19 protein-coding genes and 1 pseudogene are annotated in these 20,424 nt (G+C 66.9%); 9 read left to right on the plus strand and 11 right to left on the minus strand.

What is annotated here, in order from left to right:
* Positions 1-44 precede the first annotated feature (44 nt).
* From hslU to V5F68_RS17290, 6 genes are all read right to left on the minus strand, one after another.
* A complete protein-coding gene (gene hslU / locus V5F68_RS17265; RefSeq protein ID WP_394014244.1) occupies positions 45-1,355 on the minus strand; it encodes an ATP-dependent protease ATPase subunit HslU in 1,311 nt (436 codons plus the stop codon).
* A 44-nt stretch (positions 1,356-1,399) separates the two neighbouring features.
* Complete coding sequence (gene hslV, locus V5F68_RS17270; protein ID WP_348844207.1) at positions 1,400-1,945, minus strand: ATP-dependent protease subunit HslV; 546 nt, start codon at positions 1,943-1,945, stop codon at positions 1,400-1,402.
* 108 nt (positions 1,946-2,053) lie between these two features.
* Positions 2,054-3,562, minus strand: coding sequence for a hypothetical protein (locus V5F68_RS17275; RefSeq protein ID WP_394014245.1), 1,509 nt, complete (start codon positions 3,560-3,562; stop codon positions 2,054-2,056).
* Positions 3,563-3,635: 73 nt separating this feature from the next.
* Positions 3,636-4,865: an MFS transporter gene (locus V5F68_RS17280; protein WP_394014246.1), complete on the minus strand. Its 1,230-nt coding sequence runs from the start codon at positions 4,863-4,865 to the stop codon at positions 3,636-3,638.
* Positions 4,866-4,945: 80 nt separating this feature from the next.
* Positions 4,946-5,734 (minus strand): alpha/beta fold hydrolase, encoded by a 789-nt coding sequence (locus V5F68_RS17285; protein WP_394014247.1) that lies wholly within the window; start codon positions 5,732-5,734, stop codon positions 4,946-4,948.
* An 88-nt stretch (positions 5,735-5,822) separates the two neighbouring features.
* Positions 5,823-6,410: a hypothetical protein gene (locus V5F68_RS17290; RefSeq protein WP_394014248.1), complete on the minus strand. Its 588-nt coding sequence runs from the start codon at positions 6,408-6,410 to the stop codon at positions 5,823-5,825.
* A gap of 294 nt (positions 6,411-6,704) precedes the next feature.
* Here V5F68_RS17290 and V5F68_RS17295 point away from each other — a divergent pair.
* Positions 6,705-6,980: pseudogene (locus V5F68_RS17295) on the plus strand (imidazoleglycerol-phosphate dehydratase); the annotation flags it as partial.
* Here the strand turns inward: V5F68_RS17295 and V5F68_RS17300 are convergent.
* Positions 6,967-7,449: a hypothetical protein gene (locus V5F68_RS17300; protein WP_394014387.1), complete on the minus strand. Its 483-nt coding sequence runs from the start codon at positions 7,447-7,449 to the stop codon at positions 6,967-6,969. The pseudogene V5F68_RS17295 and the gene V5F68_RS17300 sit on opposite strands and share 14 nt — an antisense overlap.
* Positions 7,450-7,743: 294 nt before the next feature.
* On the opposite strand from V5F68_RS17300, the gene hisB reads away from it, so the two are divergent.
* From hisB to V5F68_RS17340, 8 genes are all read left to right on the plus strand, one after another.
* On the plus strand, positions 7,744-8,337 hold the full coding sequence (gene hisB / locus V5F68_RS17305) for an imidazoleglycerol-phosphate dehydratase HisB (protein WP_394014249.1): 594 nt from the start codon (positions 7,744-7,746) through the stop codon (positions 8,335-8,337).
* A 22-nt stretch (positions 8,338-8,359) separates the two neighbouring features.
* The gene (locus V5F68_RS17310; RefSeq protein WP_394014250.1) at positions 8,360-8,851 is read left to right on the plus strand and encodes a DUF2628 domain-containing protein; all 492 of its coding nucleotides are present in this window, start codon (positions 8,360-8,362) and stop codon (positions 8,849-8,851) included.
* Positions 8,848-9,492: an imidazole glycerol phosphate synthase subunit HisH gene (gene hisH, locus V5F68_RS17315; RefSeq protein WP_394014251.1), complete on the plus strand. Its 645-nt coding sequence runs from the start codon at positions 8,848-8,850 to the stop codon at positions 9,490-9,492. Before V5F68_RS17310 ends, hisH begins: the two co-directional genes overlap by 4 nt.
* Complete coding sequence (gene hisA, locus V5F68_RS17320) at positions 9,489-10,217, plus strand: 1-(5-phosphoribosyl)-5-[(5-phosphoribosylamino)methylideneamino]imidazole-4-carboxamide isomerase (RefSeq protein WP_348844199.1); 729 nt, start codon at positions 9,489-9,491, stop codon at positions 10,215-10,217. Before hisH ends, hisA begins: the two co-directional genes overlap by 4 nt.
* A 124-nt stretch (positions 10,218-10,341) precedes the next feature.
* Positions 10,342-11,118 (plus strand): imidazole glycerol phosphate synthase subunit HisF, encoded by a 777-nt coding sequence (gene hisF, locus V5F68_RS17325; RefSeq protein ID WP_348844198.1) that lies wholly within the window; start codon positions 10,342-10,344, stop codon positions 11,116-11,118.
* 28 nt (positions 11,119-11,146) lie between these two features.
* Positions 11,147-11,476, plus strand: a complete 330-nt coding sequence (locus V5F68_RS17330) for a phosphoribosyl-ATP diphosphatase (RefSeq protein ID WP_394014252.1) — start codon at positions 11,147-11,149, stop codon at positions 11,474-11,476.
* Positions 11,477-11,501: 25 nt separating this feature from the next.
* Positions 11,502-12,464, plus strand: a complete 963-nt coding sequence (gene coaA / locus V5F68_RS17335) for a type I pantothenate kinase (RefSeq protein ID WP_348844196.1) — start codon at positions 11,502-11,504, stop codon at positions 12,462-12,464.
* 326 nt (positions 12,465-12,790) lie between these two features.
* Positions 12,791-14,116 carry an MFS transporter gene (locus tag V5F68_RS17340; protein WP_394014253.1) on the plus strand — a complete coding sequence of 442 codons (1,326 nt, stop codon included), beginning with the start codon at positions 12,791-12,793 and terminating at the stop codon, positions 14,114-14,116.
* Between the two features lie 110 nt (positions 14,117-14,226).
* On the opposite strand, the gene V5F68_RS17345 is transcribed toward V5F68_RS17340, so the two are convergent.
* The 4 genes from V5F68_RS17345 to ptsP all read right to left on the minus strand — a co-directional run bounded on the left by V5F68_RS17345 (position 14,227) and on the right by ptsP (position 20,417).
* Complete coding sequence (locus tag V5F68_RS17345) at positions 14,227-15,636, minus strand: DUF4167 domain-containing protein (RefSeq protein ID WP_394014254.1); 1,410 nt, start codon at positions 15,634-15,636, stop codon at positions 14,227-14,229.
* A 528-nt stretch (positions 15,637-16,164) separates the two neighbouring features.
* On the minus strand, positions 16,165-17,040 hold the full coding sequence (prmC, locus tag V5F68_RS17350) for a peptide chain release factor N(5)-glutamine methyltransferase (RefSeq protein WP_394014255.1): 876 nt from the start codon (positions 17,038-17,040) through the stop codon (positions 16,165-16,167).
* On the minus strand, positions 17,037-18,119 hold the full coding sequence (prfA, locus tag V5F68_RS17355; RefSeq protein WP_348844192.1) for a peptide chain release factor 1: 1,083 nt from the start codon (positions 18,117-18,119) through the stop codon (positions 17,037-17,039). The genes prmC and prfA overlap by 4 nt, the downstream gene beginning before the upstream one ends.
* Positions 18,120-18,149: 30 nt before the next feature.
* Complete coding sequence (ptsP, locus tag V5F68_RS17360) at positions 18,150-20,417, minus strand: phosphoenolpyruvate--protein phosphotransferase (RefSeq protein WP_394014256.1); 2,268 nt, start codon at positions 20,415-20,417, stop codon at positions 18,150-18,152.
* Between the last annotated feature and the right edge of the window lie 7 nt (positions 20,418-20,424).

The following is a 20,424-nucleotide window of genomic DNA, read 5'->3' on the forward strand; positions in this document are numbered from 1 at the left end:
CGCGCAAGGGGGGAGCGAGGCGCCCTTCGCCGGAAAGCCGGCGCTCAGAGAATATAGCGGCTCAGGTCGGCATTCTTCGCCAGATCCTCCACCCGCGCCCGCACATAGGCGGCGTCGATCACGATGGTCTCGCCGGAGCGGTCGGGCGCGGTGAAGGAGAGATCGTCCAGAACCCGCTCGATCACCGTCTGCAGGCGGCGGGCGCCGATGTTCTCGACGGTCGAATTCACCTCCACGGCCACGTCGGCGATCGCCTCAACGGCGTCCAGCGTGATGTCGAGCGTGACCCCCTCCGTGCCCATGAGCGCCACCGACTGCTTGACGAGGCTCGCCTCGGTCTCGGTGAGGATGCGCACGAAATCCGAACGCGTCAGCGCCTCCAGCTCCACCCGGATCGGCAGGCGGCCCTGGAGTTCCGGCAGCAGGTCGGAAGGTTTGGAGACGTGGAACGCACCGGAGGCGATGAACAGGATGTGGTCGGTCTTCACCGGCCCGTGCTTGGTGGAAACCGTGGTGCCCTCGATCAACGGCAGCAGATCGCGCTGCACGCCCTCGCGCGAGACATCGGCGCCGGAGCGGCCTTCCTTGCCGGCGATCTTGTCGATCTCGTCGAGGAACACGATGCCGTTGTTCTCCACCGCATAGATGGCTTCCACCGTGATCGCGTCCTGGTCGATCAGCTTGTCGGCCTCCTCGGTGACGAGCAAAGGATGGGCATCCCGCACCAGCACGCGGCGCGTCCGGGTGCGTCCACCGCCGAGTGCCTTGCCCAGCATATCGCCGAGCGAGACCGAGCCCATCTGCGCGCCGGGCATGCCGGGAATCTCGAACATGGAGAGGCCCTGGGCGCCGGCCTGGACCTCGATCTCCACTTCCTTGTCGTCGAGTTCGCCCGCCCGCAGCTTCTTGCGGAAGCTCTCTCGCGTGGCGGCGGAGGAGCCCTGCCCCACCAGCGCGTCGAGCACCCGCTCTTCGGCGGCGAGATGGGCGCGCGCCTGCACGTCCTTACGCTTCACGTCGCGCACCAGCCCGATCCCGACCTCCACCAGGTCACGGATGATCTGTTCCACGTCGCGGCCCACATAGCCGACCTCGGTGAACTTGGTCGCCTCCACCTTCAGGAAGGGCGCGCCGGCGAGCCGTGCGAGGCGGCGGGAAATCTCGGTCTTGCCGACGCCGGTCGGGCCGATCATGAGGATGTTCTTCGGCAGAACCTCCTCGCGCATGTGCCCTTCCAATTGCTGGCGCCGCCAGCGGTTGCGCAGCGCGATGGCGACCGCGCGCTTGGCCTTGGTCTGGCCGACGATGTGGCGGTCCAGCTCGGACACGATCTCGCGGGGGGAAAAATCGCTCATGATTTCGGAGGTCTCTTGATGTTCGGCGGCGTCGCGCGGCGGTGTCAGGAGCCGACGGTCTCAACGATGATGTTGTGATTGGTATAGACGCAGATGTCGGCCGCGATCTCGATGGCGCGGCGCACGATCACTTCCGGATCCTCTTCCCGGTCCAGCAGCGCGCGTGCCGCGGCGAGCGCGAACGAGCCGCCCGAGCCGATGCCCGCGACGCCGGCTTCCGGCTCCAGCACGTCGCCGGTGCCGGTGAGCACCAGGGAAATCTGCGCATCCGCGACGATCATCATCGCCTCAAGGCGGCGCAGGTAGCGATCGGTGCGCCAGTCCTTCGCCAGCTCGACGGCGGCGCGCTGGAGCTGGCCGGGATATTGCTCGAGCTTGGCTTCCAGGCGCTCGAACAGGGTGAACGCGTCGGCGGTTGCCCCGGCGAACCCGCCGATGACATCCCCCTTGCCCAGGCGGCGCACCTTACGCGCGTTGGATTTCAGCACCGTCTGGCCGAGCGTCACCTGCCCGTCTCCGGCGATGGCAACCTTGTTACCCTTGCGGACGGAGACGATGGTGGTGCCGTAAATGGTATCTGGGGAATGCATGAGAGGCTCCGGTGACGCGCCTTACTTATGGAGTTCCCGCGCAAGCGCAACTCTCACGCCCGCGCTGTCTCGGCTATGGGCGTTAGGACGACCATCGCCGCCGGGACGCTAGCGCCTCCACATACGCGCAATGCCGCGCGAAGGCGCCTTCATCTGAGCGACGGCCTCTTCGTGCGCCTGCGCTGCTGCCGCCACTTCGCGCAGAGCGACTGCTTCACGGTCCAGCGTTTCATACGCATTCTGCAGCACAGCGTACCGCGCTTCGGCATCCCGGAGCCGGGCGGCCGCCGCTTCGCCATCGGCGGACAGAGTGCCGACTGTCTCGCGCAAACCGGCCGCGTCTGCGGAAAGCGCCTCGTACGCGGCCCGCAACTCCCCATGCCGCATCTCAAGCTCTTTGACCTGTAAGTCCGCCGCCTGGCCCGCGGCCGACAGCGCGGCAATCGTCTCGCGCAGGCTGGCGGCCTCGCCGGTCAGCGCCTGGTGCGTGGCGCAAAGGTCCTCATGGCGGGCTTCGAGATCTGTGCGCTGCGTCGCCAGCGTCTCACGCTCGGCCTGCCACTCCGTGGCTTGCTCGGCGGTCTTGGCGACATGCGCCACATGATGCCGACGCAGCGCCCCGGCATAGAAATCGTTGCGTTCCCATTCGCGCAACAAAGCGTCCTTCATCTCTTCAATGCCGGCGACCGCGGCTTTCGTGCGCACCGTTGCGGCGATCAACTTCAGAAACTGCTCGATGGTGTCGACCATGGCACTGTTGGAGCGGCAAGCGACCAGCGAAAGCTCAAAATTGGGCCGGCAATCGCTCAGGTCGATCGGAGCCCCGATCCATTCGCCGACCTCCCGCTCCACCTCGGTCCGCACCGTCGCATCGGCCGCCAGCGCGTCCACGTCGAGAACCAAGTCGGCATTTTCCAGCGCATGCGCATAAAGGTAGAGGTGAAACAGCACGAAGGTCAGAAACGTTTGCTCGTCGTCCGCCGCACGCCTGCGTTTCGCGAAGAATTCGTCGAGATGCCGAACGAAAGGATCACCCTGGCATCCCGCCATGGCCCATTCCGTGGTCCAGATGAAATACTGATTTCCGAGCACCCATTGCTTGGAATAGGAGGCCCATTGGTGGAAGAGGTTGCGGTGGAGGAAGATCGTCCGCCCAGGAAATGCTTGCTTGAACGCCTGCAGGCGCCCGAGCGTGCTGGTGTCGGTCAACACCGGAACCTTGCCGCAGGCATGAGCATTCGCGATCAGGCTTGCGACATATTCGGTTTCGGCCTCGCTCAGAGCCCCGCCCATTCCATCGAGCGGCATGAACCGCGCGAACGGCATCGAGCGATCATAGAGTGGTAGGCCCTGCTCTTTCGTCAGCAGAGGAAGAAACTCGAGGAAATACGGCGCCACCGAGGGATGGCCGGAAGCCCAGCTGTCCGCATGCTGCGCTTCGATCGTTTCGCACGTCAGCTTGGCAAGCGCCTCGTTGAAAATCTCGCAATAGGCGAGAACCGTGGGCTTGGCGCGGAGCTTCGACCAGAACCAGGTGCTGGAGGTCCGGTAGCTGGAATGAACGAACAGAGGCGGCTCGCCCGATCCGACTTGGCTTCCTATCCCCTTGAGCGGCACCCTCGACCTCGCTTTTTCCCAGCACACCCTGGCGACACACGCCGTACCAGGGGACGGCAGCGCAACCGAAAGATCAAGTCTCGATTTTTGAACAATTGGTGATTGCGCAAAGGGGCGTGATGCGGAGCGCTGGGACAATGGCAAGCAGCACCAGGACTCCGCCCGTAGCCAGGAACAGGGCGGCGGGAAGGATCGCCAGCAGACCGGTCAACAGGCCGGAGATGAAGACGCACAGCGCGACGCTGGCGGCGGATAGTCCCATCACCCAGCCGCGTTCAGTCTCGTCCACCGCGCCCGACATGGCGGACAGCAGCGAGACATAGGAAAACACGTTGGCGATGCAGATCAGAACCGCGAGCGCCACCTGTCCCGCCGCGCCCACCGGCAGCGCGGTGAACAGCAACAGGCCGCCACACGTCGCTTCCCCAAAAATCGCGATGCGACGCTCGTCCTTCAGCCATTTCGACACCGGCGCGTAACACAAAGCCGAGCCGAGCATGAAGCCGATGCCCATTCCCACCGAGAACAGGCCAATCTGCGCCGTGGTGAAGCCGTGGTCGCGCTGCATCACCACCAGGATGAAGGTGTAATAGACGAGAAATCCCAGCTGAAACAGGAAGAAGGACACAAGCGCCGGCACCACCTGCGGGCGTTCTGTGAGGCGCGCGAACAACAGGAACGGCTGGCGCCAGTCGAAGTGAAAGGCGCGCCGCCGCGTCTCCTCGCCAAAGCGCGAGCGTGCGAGCATCACCGTATTCAAGGCGCACAGCACCAGCGCGACCGCGAGCGGCAGGCGAAAATCATAATGGCCGAGCACGCCGCCGATGGCGGGACCGGCCATAAGGCCCACCGTATTCACCACGGTGACCTGCGCCATGGCATCGCCGCGTGCCTCCGGCGCAACCGCGTCCACCATGCTGGCCTGGGCGATGGGCGCCGTTCCGGACATGAGCCCCGCCACGATGCGCCCGGCGAAAAACAGCCACACATGGGCGAGTTCCAGCGAAAGCCACATCAGCCCATAGCCGGCCGCGAGGCCCGCCATGCACACCGCGAGGGTGCGCCGGCGCCCGAGCGCATCGGAGAGATCGCCGAGCAGCGAGCATCCGAAGAAGGCGCCGATGGGAAACAGCGCGAACGCAAGCGACATCATAAGGTCGCGGTTGGCGACGGTGACCTGCCCGCCGAAAGCCGGCCCGTCGAACAGGCCGACGATCAGCGGATACATCAGGCCGAACGAGAAGATGTCCAGGAACACGGCGAGAAACAACGCGCCATGGCTGCGGAACAAAGAGATCTGCATGAGGCGTCCTTGTAGGGGCGGCGCCCGCAGGCGGGGCAAGACACGCGGCGGGCGGCGCGGGCGCCGCCCTTTGAAAACGTCTAGAGCAGGAAACGCAGCACCGCGGCCGCGAACACGCCGGGGGCCTCCACCATGGGGCAATGACCCACCGCCGGGATTTCCTCCAGCACCCCGCCGGGAATCGCCCCCGCCAGTTCCTGCGCCAATGCCGGCGCGAAGATGCGATCATCGGCGCTGTACAGCACCAGCGTCGGCGCCCGGATCGCGGCGAGCCGGTCCAGGGTCTGCGCAGCCGCCGCCGCAGCCGCCTGGCGGGCGAAGGCATCCGCCTCCTGCAGCGGCCCGGCGGACAGCGCCTGCCGCGCGATCGCCTCAAGCGGGACGGTATCGATGGTGGCCCGGCCGAGGGTGAAGGTGGCGAGCGCCGAGACGTAGGTGACGGGATCGGCGATCTCGCTCCGCAGGCGCTTCAGCAGCCACATCACCTCGCGCGTATAAGGGGTGTTGCGGGCAAAGCTATTGGCGAGCACCAGCCGGTCCACCCGCTCGGGCGCGAGCAGTGCCAGTTCCTGCGCGATCACCCCGCCGAGCGAATGGCCCAGCACATGGGCCCGCTCAACACCCGCCGCATCCATCACCGCCAAGGCGTCGCGCGCCATGTCCGCCACGCCATAGGCGCCGGTGGAGCGCGCGCTCGCGCCGATGTCGCGATTGTCGAACGCGAGGGTCCGCACGCCGCCGAGCAGCGGGCGCGCGAGGGACCAGAATACGCGATCGGCCGAAAGCCCGCCGATCATCAGCAGCGGCGGCCCTTCGCCCGCGACATCATAGGCGAGCGAGAGCCCCTCACGGGTGGCGAAGCGGGTCATGATGCGCCTGTCGGCCAGAGGACGGGATCGAGGACAAATGGAAACCGTGGCGCGCGCAGCGTCAAGCGAGCGGCAGGCGCGCCGGCGGCTAATTCACCGTGTGCAGCAGCCAGATGATCCAGCCCACCTCATTGACCAGGCTGAGGCAGAGGAACACGGCCTGAAACCGGCTGTTGCCATAGAACATGGCGACAATGCTGAACAGCACCAGAAGGCCCGTGCTCACGCTATAGGGCCAGCCGAGGGTCAGGAAATAAACCGGGCCCTTCACCCAGCTGTCGATCTGGTCGAGCACCTGCGAGAGCGCAAAGAAGCCGAAGAACCATTTGCGCTTGGCGGCGAAATAGGCGCGATAGCTGGGGTAATCGCCGAGATGCTCGGGAAACAGCAGCACGCACATGAAATAGAAGACGCTGCAATAGGTCAGCAGGAACAGATACAGCTCGAACGTCCAGTGCGAGACGTTGATGAGGCGGAATTCCCACCACCAGAACATCAGGGCGTTGAGCTGCACCATCACCGCCCACCCCATGTGGAGGGGCGCGATCTCATTCACCGAGGGATGCTGGACGAACTTGGCGAAACCGCCCAGCAGGCGGGTGAGGCTGAGGCCGAGGATCATGCCCATGACGATCCGCACATGGAAATAAAGCTGCGGGTCATGATCTGCGACCACGGGCATCTCCGCGAGGATTTGAGCGTTCCAGGGGAAGCGGTAGAGGAGTGACGAACCCCCAGCTTATAGCGGGCGCCAGGACACAAGACGACGACGAGTTGCGGGGAGCGGGCGGGTTTTACCTGTGCCCCTGCGGCAGCGCACGACGCGGAAATCAATGGCCGGCCACGCCGGGTCAGGGGAGCCCTCCCGCTCTTTAACGCCCGCACAGAAGGGCCGCCGGCCCCGTCACACCATCGCCATATGGCATTGCAGCACCTTACCTGCTAGAAGGCGCGGCCTTGGAGGAGTTCCATGCGTCAGGCCGAGATCGTTCGCGAAACGAAGGAAACGAAGGTGCGCCTTTCCGTCGATCTGGACGGAACGGGCAAGGCCGCCATTGCAACCGGCATCGGGTTCCTGGACCACATGCTGGACCTGCTCGCGCGTCACGCCCGTTTCGACCTCGACATCAAGGCCGACGGCGACCTGCACGTGGACTTCCACCACACCACCGAGGACGTCGGAATCGTGCTCGGCCAGGCTGTGAAGCGCGCGCTCGGCGACATGCGCGGCATCACCCGCTATGCCGAAGAAGGCCCGTGCTCACGCTATAGGGCCAGCCGAGGGTCAGGAAATAAACCGGGCCCTTCACCCAGCTGTCGATCTGGTCGAGCACCTGCGAGAGCGCAAAGAAGCCGAAGAACCATTTGCGCTTGGCGGCGAAATAGGCGCGATAGCTGGGGTAATCGCCGAGATGCTCGGGAAACAGCAGCACGCACATGAAATAGAAGACGCTGCAATAGGTCAGCAGGAACAGATACAGCTCGAACGTCCAGTGCGAGACGTTGATGAGGCGGAATTCCCACCACCAGAACATCAGGGCGTTGAGCTGCACCATCACCGCCCACCCCATGTGGAGGGGCGCGATCTCATTCACCGAGGGATGCTGGACGAACTTGGCGAAACCGCCCAGCAGGCGGGTGAGGCTGAGGCCGAGGATCATGCCCATGACGATCCGCACATGGAAATAAAGCTGCGGGTCATGATCTGCGACCACGGGCATCTCCGCGAGGATTTGAGCGTTCCAGGGGAAGCGGTAGAGGAGTGACGAACCCCCAGCTTATAGCGGGCGCCAGGACACAAGACGACGACGAGTTGCGGGGAGCGGGCGGGTTTTACCTGTGCCCCTGCGGCAGCGCACGACGCGGAAATCAATGGCCGGCCACGCCGGGTCAGGGGAGCCCTCCCGCTCTTTAACGCCCGCACAGAAGGGCCGCCGGCCCCGTCACACCATCGCCATATGGCATTGCAGCACCTTACCTGCTAGAAGGCGCGGCCTTGGAGGAGTTCCATGCGTCAGGCCGAGATCGTTCGCGAAACGAAGGAAACGAAGGTGCGCCTTTCCGTCGATCTGGACGGAACGGGCAAGGCCGCCATTGCAACCGGCATCGGGTTCCTGGACCACATGCTGGACCTGCTCGCGCGTCACGCCCGTTTCGACCTCGACATCAAGGCCGACGGCGACCTGCACGTGGACTTCCACCACACCACCGAGGACGTCGGAATCGTGCTCGGCCAGGCTGTGAAGCGCGCGCTCGGCGACATGCGCGGCATCACCCGCTATGCCGACCTGCACCTGCCCATGGACGAGACGCTGACCCGCGTCGCGCTCGACATTTCCGGCCGGCCGTTCCTGGTGTTTCGCACCAGCTTTTCTGCGCCGAAGATCGGCGAATTCGACACCGAGTTGGTGCGCGAGTTCTTCCAGGCGTTCGCCTCCAATGCCGGCGTGACGCTGCATGTGGAGACTCTGTATGGCGACAACAATCACCATATAGCGGAGAGCTGCTTCAAGGGGCTGGCCCGCGCGCTGCGCGCGGCGGTGGCCATCGATCCGGCGGCGGCAGGGGAAATTCCTTCCACCAAGGGTGCGCTGGGCACCTGAGGCGGGCGACGGAGCACGCAACATGGCCATCTGGACCGTCCTGACCAAGGAAACGGCCGGCGACACCGCGCTCGCGGCGGCCGACCGGGTGGTGTTCGTGCGGGAGAAATTCTCCTGGACGGCCCTCCTGTTCGCGCCGCTCGTGCTGCTCGGCCACCGGCTCTGGCTCGCGTTCGGCGCCTATATCCTCGCCTCGCTGATGATCGGACTTGCCGAAGTGCTGCTGCGCCTGCCGGAGGATGTGAGCTTCGTGCTGGGCGTCGGACTGCACGTTTTGATTGCACTCCAGCTCGCCGACATGCGGATCTGGAAGCTGCGGCGCATCGGTTATCTGGAGGCCGGCACCGTGGTCGCCCGCGACCGCGACGAGGCCGAGCGGCGCTTCTTCACCACCTGGACGCCGCCACGGCCGCCCGTGCTGCAGGGCCCGGTGATCCGGCCGCAGCCCGCCCATGCCGCGCCGGGCTTCGGCGCCCCCATCATCGGTTCGTTCCCGGAGCCGCGCGCATCATGAATGTGGCCATCGTCGATTACGGCTCGGGCAATCTGCACTCCGCCGCCAAGGCGCTGGAGCGCGCCGCCAACGGCCTCGGCGCAGAGGTGATCGTGACCAGCGATCCCGAAATCGTGCGTACGGCGGACCGCGTGGTGCTGCCGGGCGTCGGCGCCTTCGCCGATTGCCGGCGCGGGCTCGACGCGGTGGACGGCATGGTGGCGGCGATGGAAGAGGCGGTGCACGGACGCGGCCGGCCGTTCCTCGGCATTTGCGTCGGCCTGCAATTGCTGGCCGAGCGCGGGCTGGAGCATGGCGTCACCGCCGGCCTCGGCTGGATCAAGGGCGAGGTGGACCGCATCGCGCCTTCAGATCCGACGCTGAAAATCCCGCACATGGGCTGGAACACCCTCACCCTCGCGCGGCCCCATCCCCTGTTCGACGGCATTCCCACCGGGGAAAAGGGGCTGCACGCTTATTTCGTCCATTCCTACCAATTCGTCCTCGCCGACCCCGCCGATCTCGTTGCCACCACCGATTACGGCGGCACGATCACGGCGGCGGTGGCGAAGGACAATGTGGCGGGAACCCAATTCCACCCCGAAAAGAGCCAGACCCTTGGTCTCGCCCTGCTCGGCAATTTCCTGAAGTGGCGCCCGTGATCCTGTTTCCTGCCATCGACCTGAAGGACGGCCTCGCCGTGCGCCTCGAACAAGGCGACATGGATCGCGCGACCGTGTTCAGCCGCGATCCCGCCGCCCAGGCCGCCGAGTTCGAGACGCTCGGCTTCCGCTATCTCCATCTGGTGGACCTCAACGGCGCGTTCGCCGGCCATCCCGTCAATGCGGCGGCGGTGGACCGGATCTTGGAGACGGTTTCGATCCCGGTGCAGCTCGGCGGCGGCATCCGCGACCATGCCACCATCGAAGCCTGGCTGGAGAAGGGCGTCACCCGCGTCATCCTCGGTACCGCCGCCGTGCGTGACCCGGACCTGGTGAAGGAAGCGGCGAAAGCCCATCCCGGCCGCGTGGCCGTGGGGCTCGACGCGCGCGACGGCCGCGTCGCGGTGCAGGGCTGGGCAGAAAGCTCCGACGTGTCGGTGGAAGACATCGCCCGCCGGTTCGAGGATGCCGGGGTTGCCGCCATCATCTTCACGGACATCGCCCGCGACGGCCTGATGAAGGGGCTCAATCTCGACGCCACCATCGCGCTGGCGGACGTGGTGAACATTCCGGTCATCGCCTCCGGCGGCCTCGGCTCGCTGAGCGATGTCGAAGCGCTGCTGGAGCCACGGGCGAAGAAGCTCGCCGGCGCCATTTCCGGCCGCGCGCTCTATGATGGGCGGCTCGATGCGCGCGAGGCGCTTCAGCTCATGGCGGGGCATTGAAGCCCGGCCGTGCCGCTACGGTAGCTCGAAAATTGCGGGTGCGATGCACCATTTTGCCCGCAAAAGATGACATCAAGTTTGAATTCGGCCATAGGTTTGCGCCGCACGCTCGAGTTGTTCCACCATGCTCAAAGTCCGCGTCATACCTTGCCTGGACGTGAAGGACGGCCGCGTCGTCAAAGGCGTTCAGTTCGTCGATCTGCGCGATGCCGGCGATCCGGTGGAGGCCGCGCGCGCCTATGACGCCGCCGGCGCGGACGAGCTGACCTTCCTGGACATCACCGCCAGCCACGAGGATCGCGGCACCATTCTGGACGTGGTGCGCCGCACCGCCGAGCAATGCTTCATGCCGCTCACGGTCGGCGGCGGCGTGCGCACCGTGGACGATGTGCGCACCCTGCTGCATGCCGGCGCGGACAAGGTTTCCATCAACACCGCCGCCGTGAACCGCCGCGCCTTCGTGGGCGAGGCGGCCGAGAAATTCGGCGAGCAGTGCATCGTGGTGGCCATCGACGCCAAGAAGGTGAGCGCGCCCGGCGAGGCCAACCGCTGGGAGATCTTCACCCATGGCGGGCGCAAGCCCACCGGGCTCGACGCCATCCAATATGCCCGCGAGGTCGTGGACCTCGGCGCGGGCGAGATCCTGCTGACCTCCATGGATCGCGACGGCACCGGCATCGGCTTCGACGTGGCGCTGACGCGCGCGGTCTCGGATGCGGTGCATGTGCCGGTCATCGCCTCGGGCGGGGTCGGCGCGCTCGACCACCTGGTGGAGGGCGTCCGCGACGGCGGGGCCGCGGCCGTGCTCGCCGCCTCCATCTTCCATTTCGGCACCTTCAGCGTGGGCGAGGCCAAGGCCCATCTGGCGCAAGCCGGCCTTCCGGTCCGTCTCGATGCGTGAGACGGCCGGCGTTGCACTGGACACGACAATGACTGACGCCCGCGTGACCCTCGCCGATTTGGAGCAGATCGTGGCCACCCGCGCCGCCGCGACGGCGGAGGCCTCCTACACCCGCTCCCTGCTCGACAAGGGGGTGGCGAAATGCGCCCAGAAGCTGGGCGAGGAAGCGGTGGAAACGGTGATCGCCGCCCTTTCCGAACCGCCGGCCGCCCTCGTCGCGGAATCCGCCGATCTGCTTTACCATCTCGCCGTCCTTCTCCACGCACGGGGCGTTCCGCTCGATGACGTCCACGCCGAACTCGCCCGACGCACCGCTCGATCCGGTCACGACGAAAAGGCCGCGCGACCCCGCGGCTGACGTTTCGACGGCAAGGAGACGCCAGTTGGACCAGCAGGTCGATCCCGGCCTTTCGCCTTACCGCACCTTCTCCCGCGAGGAATGGGCGGTGCTGCGCCAGGACACGCCCATGCCGCTTCGGCAGGAGGAGATCGTCCGTCTCCAGGGCCTGAACGACCGTCTGTCCATCAGCGAGGTGGAGGAGATCTACCTGCCGCTCTCGCGCCTGCTCTCGCTCTATGTGGGCGCGACGCAGAAGCTGTTCCGCGCCATGAGCCACTTCCTGGACCACGGGAACAATGGCGACGGCAAGATGCCGTACATCATCGGCGTCGCCGGGTCCGTGGCGGTGGGCAAATCCACCACCGCGCGCGTGCTCCAGGCCCTGCTCGCCCGCTGGCCCAACACTCCCAAGGTGGACCTCGTGACCACCGACGGCTTCCTGCTGCCCAATGCGGTGCTGGAGCGCGAGGGGCTGATGGAGAAGAAGGGCTTTCCGGAAAGCTACGACCTGCCGCTGCTGCTGCGCTTCCTCACCGACATCAAGGCCGGCCGCCGGCCGGTGCGCGCGCCGCTCTACAGCCATTTCTTCTATGACGTGATGCCCGACCAGCGGGTGGAAGTCGACCGCCCGGACATCCTCATCGTCGAGGGGCTGAACGTGCTCCAGACCGGGCGCCTGCCGCGCGACGGCAAGGAGATCCCGTTCGTCTCCGACTTCTTCGACTTCTCGGTCTATATCGACGCGGACGAGGACATTCTCCAGCAATGGTACGTGCAGCGCTTCATGCGCCTGCGCTCCACGGCGTTCATGGACCCCATGTCCTATTTCCATCGCTATTCCAAGCTCACGGAGGAGGAGGCCAAGGCGACCGCCCTCTCCATCTGGCAGCGCATCAACCTGCCGAACCTGCAGGAAAACATCCTGCCCACCCGTCAGCGCGCCGACCTGATCCTGCGCAAGGCGGGCGACCACGAGATCGCCGAAGTCAGCCTTCGCAAACTCTAGGACGGCGGCGCGGCCGTGCGGGTGCCGAGACGGACCTCCACAACCCCCGCTACCAACATACCCTTAAGTAAACTCACGAAAAGGTGACCGGAATTCGCGCACCTCCTCTGGTGCGATGCACAATCCGACATTTCCGGCGCAAAATTCAATCGTTTCAAAAGAAACGTTGAAAGCCCGTGTTTCGCCTCCCCCAGCGTCACTTATTCAAGGCTGGCCAACTGTTGCCGGAACCACCCCCACCCTCACCCAGCGGCATGCTGCGGCGCGGCATTTACACCTTCCTGATCGGCCCTAGCATCCGAGAAAATCAAATTGGGAGGATGTGAATGCTCGAGTCCAAGGGCACTGCGCGCCTGAGGCGTACCCAGACCCTCACGCTGGTCCTGCTGGTGACCGCCGGGGTCGTGAATTACGTGGACCGCGCCACGCTCGCGGTCGCCAATCCGCTGATCCGCGAGGAACTGCACTTTTCGATCGGCGAAATGGGCCTGCTCCTCTCCGCCTTCCTGTGGGCCTATGCCTTCTCCCAATTGCCGGCTGGCGCTTTGATCGACCGGTTCGGTCCGCGCCTCTCTCTCACGGTCGGGCTCACCTGCTGGTCGCTTGGGCAGATGCTCGGCGGGCTTGTGCAGAATTTCTGGCAGTTTGCCGGCGCCCGCTTCATCCTCGGCATGGGCGAGGCGCCGCATTTCCCCACCTGCGCCCGCATCTCGCGCGACTGGTTCAACATCCGCCAGCGCGGCACAGCGACCGGCATCTGGAACAGCGCCTCCTCGCTCGGCACGGCCATCGCGGTGCCGCTGCTTACGCTTTTGATGCTGAGCTTCGGCTGGCGCTGGATGTTCGTCGCCATGGGCGTCGCGGGCCTGGCCTTGGCGTGCGTGTATTTCCTGGTCTTCCGCAATCCGGAGCAGGCGAACCTGACGGCCGAGGAAAAGGCCTTCCTCAAGGAGGGCGATCCGCTGGACGCGCCCGCGCGCGTCACCTGGGCGGATTGGAAGCGACTGTTCGCCTACAAGACCACCTGGGGCATGATCGCCGGCTATTTCGGCTGCATTTATGTCACCTGGCTCTATACCGCCTGGCTGCCGGGCTATCTGGAGATCGAGCGGCACTTCACCATCTCGAAGACCGGCTGGGTTGCCACCATCCCGTTTGCCTTCGGCGTGCTCGGCGCGGTCTCGGGCGGGCGCATCGTCGATGTGCTGGCGCGGCGCGGCGTCGATCCCATGATGGCCCGCAAATATCCCATGGCGGGCGCCCTGGTGCTTACCGCTCTGTTCACGCTGATCGCGGCAGAGGCGCCGAGCGACGTGCTGGCGATCGCCTGCATCTCCGCCTCGCTGTTCCTGGTCTATTCCTGCTCTTCGTCCGCCTGGGCCATGGCCTCGGTGGCCGCGCCGGCCAATTGCACCGCCTCCATCGGCTCGGTGCAGAACTTCGGCGGCTACATCGGTGGCGCGCTCGCGCCGACCGTCACGGGCTTCATCGTCCAGTCCACCGGCACTTTCACCCCGGCGCTGATCACCGGTTCGGTGGTGGCCCTGGCGGCGGCCATCATCTACTGGATACTGGTGCGGCGGCCGATCCCGGCGCTGTCCCTCGGCCTCACCGGCAAGGCCGCGATGCTCGCGGGCACGCCCGCGGAGTGACCGTGCCGCCGGGGGTGGCAACCACCATCCCGGCCCATCAACAAAAAGGCCCGGCAATGCCGGGCCTTTCTCGTTTTATCGCCCTTGGCGCGGATCGCTCGCCGAGCAGATCACTCGCCGAGGCTGGGCTCCACATCGCTGGGCGCCTGGGTGGCGGCCTCCTCGGCCCGCTCGGCGCGCGAGCGATAGCGGCGGCGGCGGCGGAAGGGAGCGGCCTCTTCATCCGTGCCGGCAGGCGCCTCGGAAGAAGCGGCGCCTTCGGCCGCGGGGGATGCATCCGCAGGCGCGGCTTCCACATGCGCCACCGAGGCAGGCTCCGCGGCAGGCGCGGGAGCTGCAGGCGCGGGGGATGCGACTGGCGCCGGCTTCGCGGCCGGGGCCGCCTCCTCGAACGGCAGTTCGGCAGCGGGACGCTCCACCGGAGCGGGTGCAGCCTCCTCCACCGGACGCGGTGCGCGCTCCGCACGGACCGGACGCTCGCGCGCCTCCTTCAGCGGCAGGCCGCCGGTAATGAAAGACGGCAGGCCGAGGTCGGCCGGCTCGGAGCGCTCCTCGCGGGGGGCACGCGGCGGGCGAGGTGTATAGCCCTGCTCGTCCTCGGTGCGAGGCGCACGCGGCTGGCGCGGCGCATAAGCGCCCTGCCCATCCTCCTCGCCGCGCGGCGCGCGGGGTGGACGGGGCGCATAGCCCTGCTCGTCCTCGGTGCGAGGTGCACGCGGCTGGCGCGGCGCATAGGTGCCCTGCCCGTCCTCCTCGCCACGTGGCGCGCGGGGCGGACGGGCAGCATAGCCCTGTTCGTCCTCGCTACGCGGGGCGCGCGGGGGGCGCTGGGCATAATTTCCCTGCCCCTCCTCTTCGCCGCGCGGCGCGCGGGGCGGACGGGGCGCGTAGCCCTGCTCATCCTCTGCGCGCGGCGCCCGCGGGGGCCGCTGGGCATAGCCCTGCTCATCCGAACGCGGCCGATACTCGCGCGGCTGCTGCTGGTAGCCTTCCCCACCTTCTTCGGTGCGGCGCTGGTAGCCACCCTGGCGATTGTCGCGCGGCTGGCGGTCGTCACGGGGCTGGCGATCGTCGCGCCCGAAACGGTCGTCGCGCTGCGGACGCGGCTGGAACTGCGCCTCTCGCGCATAGGGTTGCTGCTGCGGCGGCTGGGGCTGCTGGCCTTCGCCGGCTGCATTCTCCTCGCCGTCCTCGTCCTCCTGGTCCTCGGCACCGAAGCCGGGCTGAGGCTGGGGCGCGAACTGGCCCTGCAAGGAGGCGATCAGGCGCATATAATGTTCAGCATGCTGGAAATAGTTTTCCGCAGCCACGTAATCGCCCGAGGATTGGGCATCGCGGGCCAGCTGAAGATATTTCTCTGCAATGTGATGGGCGGTGCCGCGCACCTTCATATCTGGCCCGTTGGACTCATAGACCCGCGTCAGGGGGTTGGAGCCGCGGCGATTGTTATTGTTGTTATTATTATTGTTGTTATTGTTATTATTACGGCCGCGCGGACGCTTCTGCTGACCATTTCTCATCTGAATCGTTCTCTACTCGCTCGGCACTCATCGCCGTTCTGCGTCCGGTCCGCTCGGACGGGTGCCGGAAAGGCGCCCGCCGCGGCCGGGTTCAAGTCCGTCGGGGTGTCGTCAACCACGACCGCGGGCTGCGCCAGCGTTCGTTCCAGCTCCAGACTTGGTGTTAGTTCGGATCTGTTCGACCATGAGCCCCGTTCCGCGCCAAACGCGCGGCCAGCCAAGCCATTTCCCTACGCTACCGCTGGCGGTGTACCCGTTCGCGGCAAGCGTGCGAGACCGTGGGTATTCGATCGTCCCGTGAAGGAATGCCGTGGCGCAACATCGGTGCGCCATCAACTTTCGCCTGCCACACCCCCGAAACAAGGTTCCAGTCTCAGGCGCGGGCCTCAACCATGCGGACCGAAGCCCCGGTACGATTCCTGCCAAGGACACTAGCCAGTTCGCTTAGCCCTTCCAAGCGGTTTTTTCGCGGCAGCGCCTCAAATCCCCGCTTGCACAGGGGCGGTCACTCGCCTTCGCCGCGCCGGTTCACGCCGCCCGCAGCACCAAAGCGCGCGGAATTCCCCCGAGATCCGCCCGCGCCGGCCCCTCCACGACGAGGCCCTGCGCCCGCGCCAAGGCGGCCACCTGGTCTTCCTGGCCGATGCCCAGTTCGAGCACGGCAAGGCCGTCCGGGGCCAGCAAGCGCGGCAGTGCAGCAAGAATCGCGCGATAGGCGTCGAGTCCGTCCGCCCCGCCATCCAGCGCCCGCGCGGGATCGAACAGGCGCACCTCGCGCTCCAGCGCGGGCAGATCGCCGCTCGGAATATAAGGTGGGTTGGACACCACGAGGTCGAACGGGCCCTCCAGATCCTGCGCCCAGTCGCCGATCCGCACCACGCTGCGTCCCGCCAGACCCAGTCGCGCCAGATTGTCGCGGGCGGTGGAAGCGGCTCCTGCGGAACGGTCCACGCCCACCCCGAAGGCGTGTGGCAACTCGCTCAGCAGCGCCGCGAGAATGGCGCCGCTGCCGATGCCGAGATCCAGCACCCGCAGCCGCTCTTCCCGCCGCCCGCTCAGCGCGGACAAGGCCGCCTCCACCAAAGTCTCGGTGTCGGGCCGGGGCACTAGCGTTTCGTCTGATAGACGGAACGGCAGGCTCCAGAATTCCTTCTCGCCCAGAATGCGCGCCACCGGCTCTCCGGCAAGACGCCGCAAAATGCGAGCCTCGGCGGCCGCAAGGGCCGGCGCCTCCATCGGCAGATCGCCATCCAGCAGCAGATCGGCAGGCGCCACGTCAAGCGCATCGGCGAGCAGCAGCCGCGCGTCCAGATCTGCGCTCTCCATGCCGGCGGCGAGGAGCCGCGCCGCGAGCGAGCGACGCACCGCCGCGCGGGTCGGGGCGCCGGAGGCGGCCCTGCTCAATTGCTGTCCGCCGAGGCCATCAGCTCGGCCTGATGCTCGGTAACGAGCGCATCGATGATCTCGTCCAGAGCGGTGCCGGCGATCACTTCCTCCAGCTTATAGAGCGTGAGGTTGATGCGGTGATCGGTCACGCGCCCCTGGGGGAAATTGTAGGTGCGGATGCGCTCGGAGCGATCGCCCGAGCCCACCTGACCGCGCCGGTCCGCCGCGCGGCCGGCTTCCTGGCGCTGGCGCTCGCCGTCCAGCAGACGCGAGCGCAACAACGCCATGGCACGCGCCTTGTTGCGATGCTGGGAGCGCTCGTCCTGCACCGCCACCACCAGCCCGGTGGGCAGATGGGTCAGGCGCACCGCGCTCTCAGTCTTGTTCACATGCTGGCCGCCGGCGCCCTGGGCACGATAGACATCGATGCGCAGATCGCTCTCGTTCAGCTCCACGTCCACCTCCTCCGCCTCGGGCAGCACCGCGACGGTGGCGGCGGAAGTGTGGATGCGGCCGGAGGTCTCGGTCGCCGGCACACGCTGCACGCGGTGCACGCCGGATTCGAATTTCAGCCGGGCGAAGGCCCCGCGCCCGTGGATGGCGGCGATCACTTCCTTGTAGCCGCCCATGGTGCCCTCGCTCTCCGAGAGGATTTCCACGGTCCAGCCCTTTTCGGCGGCATAGCGCGAATACATGCGGAACAGATCGCCCGCGAACAGTGCGGCCTCGTCGCCGCCGGTGCCGCCGCGCACTTCCAGGATGATGCCGCGCTCGTCCATGGCGTCCTTGGGCAGCAAGGCGAGGCGCACCGCCTTCTCCAGCCGCTCGATCTCGCCCGTCAGACGCTCCTGCTCGCTTTCCGCGAGCGCCCGCATCTCCGGGTCGCCTCCCGCTTCGGCGGCAAGGTCGCGCGCCTCGGCAAGGCCGCGCTCGGCGGCTTTCAGCGCCTGCACCTGCTCCACCACCGGCGTGAGATCGGAAAACTCGCGGCCGAGACGCACATATTCATCGCCCTCCGCGCCAGCGGAAAGCAGCGCCTCCACCTCGCGATGGCGGGCGACCAATTGTTCGAGCTTGGCGAGGGGCAAATCACTCACGAGGCACACCGCACGACAGGAGAAGCCCGCTCAAAGCAGCAATCCGCTCTGTTCGGCGAAGGTCCGCAGGGCGGCTCGAACGTCCACCGTGCCGGTCGTGTCCGCCAGCAGCGGCAGGAGGATAGCGCGGGCGGCCTCCACATCGAGCCGCAGCAAGGTGGACTTCACCGGACCGATGGCCGCCGGCGAGAGCGACAGGGCTCGATAGCCGAGGGCGGCGAGGGCGATGGATTCCAGTGGACGCGAGGCGAGTTCGCCGCACAGCGTCACCGGCTTGCCATGGCGCGCGCCGGCTTCCGCCACCATGCGGAACGCCCGCAGCGCCGCCGGCGAGAGCGGATCGAACCGCTCTGCGACCCGCACGTTGGCCCGGTCGGCGGCGAACAGGAACTGCACGAGATCGTTGGAGCCGACCGAGAGGAAGTCCACCCGCGAGAGAATCTCGTCGAGCTCGAACAGGAGCGAGGGCACCTCGACCATGGCGCCGACGAACACCCGCTCCGGCAGCACGTGGCCGTGCTTGCGCAGATGGGTCAATTCGCGCTCCAGGATCGCCTTCGCCTGGTCGAACTCGCCCGCCGTCGCGATCATGGGGAACATGATGCGCAGCTCGCGCCCCGCGCCCGCGCGCAGCAGGGCCCGTAGCTGGCTGCGCAGCAGGCCGGGGCGGTCCAGGCCGAGGCGGATGGCGCGCCAGCCGAGCGCCGGATTCTCCTCCTCCACGGTGCGCATGTAAGGCAGCACCTTGTCGCCGCCGATATCCAGCGTGCGGAAGGTGACCGGCCGCCCGGCGGCGGCATCCAGCACCGCGCGGTACAGGTTCAGCTGTTCCGAGATGCGCGGGAAGGTGGACGCGATCATGAACTGGAGTTCGGTGCGGAACAGGCCGATGCCCGAAGCGCCGGTTTCCGCAATGTGCGGCAGATCCACCAGCAGGCCGGCATTCAGATGGAGGTCCACCTGCACGCCGTCCTTGGTCACCGAGGGCAGATCGCGCAGCGCGGCATATTGGGCCTGCCGGCGAGCGCGGAAGCGCGCCTTCTCGGCATAGGCCGCCTCCACATCCCCGGGCGGCCGCAGATGCACTTCGCCGGCCTGCCCGTCCACGATCACCGGATCGCCGGGATCGGCGAGGCCGGCGGCATTCTCCACCTGTCCGACCGCCGCGATGCCGAGCGCGCGGGCGACGATGGTGACGTGGCTGGTGGTGCCGCCTTCTTCCAGGATCAGGCCGCGGATGCGGGTGCGGTCGTAATCCAGCAGCGCCGCCGGGCTCATGTTGCGCGCCACCAGCACCGCGTTTTCCGGCAGGTCGGTCCGGTCGGCGCTGCGGGCGCGCCCAGTCAATTCACGCAACAGGCGGTTCGCGAGATCGTCCAGATCGTGCAGGCGCTCGCGCAGATAGGGGTCGGAAGCGCGCATGATGCGGGCGCGCGTGTCGGATTGCACACGCTCCACCGCCCCTTCCGCCGTGAGGCCGGAGAGCACCGCCTCGCGCATGCGGTGCATCCAGCCCCGGTCGTGCGCGAACATGCGATAGGCTTCGAGAATCTCGCGATGCTCGCCAGCCTTGGAGAGGCCGTCGTCCTCCAGCAACAGGTCGATGGAAGCGCGCAGCTTGCCGATGGCGCCGTCAAGCCGCACCACTTCCTTCTGCACGTCGTCGGCAATCACATTGGTGACGACGATGCGCGGCTCGTGCAGCACCACATGGCCAAGGCCCAGCCCGTCAGCCAGGGCGATGCCGGTGAGATGCAGCGGCCGGCGCACTGCCGGTTCCGCGCCCGGCTTGGCGAGCGCGGTCAGCTCACCCGATGCGATCATCTCCGCCAGCACCATGGCGGTGGTCTGGAGCGCCTCGATCTCCTCTTCCGCATAGGTGCGGCGCGCGCGGTTCTGCACCACCAGAACGCCCAGCGTGTTGCCGGCCCGCAGGATCGGCACGCCGAGGAAGGAATTGTAGATTTCTTCGCCGGTTTCCGGGCGATAGGAATATTCGGGATGATGCTGGGCATCCGACAGCGCGAGGGATTCCGCCTCGCGCGCCACGTGGCCAACCAGGCCCTCATCCACCCGCATGACGGTCAAGTGAACCGCGTCGCGGTTCAAGCCCTCGGTGGCGTACAACTCAAGCGTCTGGTCCACGCGCAGCACATAGACCGAGCACACCTCCGCCACCATGTTCGCGGCGATCAGGACAACGATCTTATCCAGGCGATCCTGGGCGCTGACCGGCTCCGCCATGACCTCGCGGAGACGTCTTAACAGCACCCGAGGCCCGCCGAGCGCGCCACGCATCGGCCGC

Origin of the sequence: Roseixanthobacter pseudopolyaromaticivorans (assembly GCF_043195145.2) — a bacterium.
Taxonomy (GTDB): domain Bacteria; phylum Pseudomonadota; class Alphaproteobacteria; order Rhizobiales; family Xanthobacteraceae; genus NCEH01.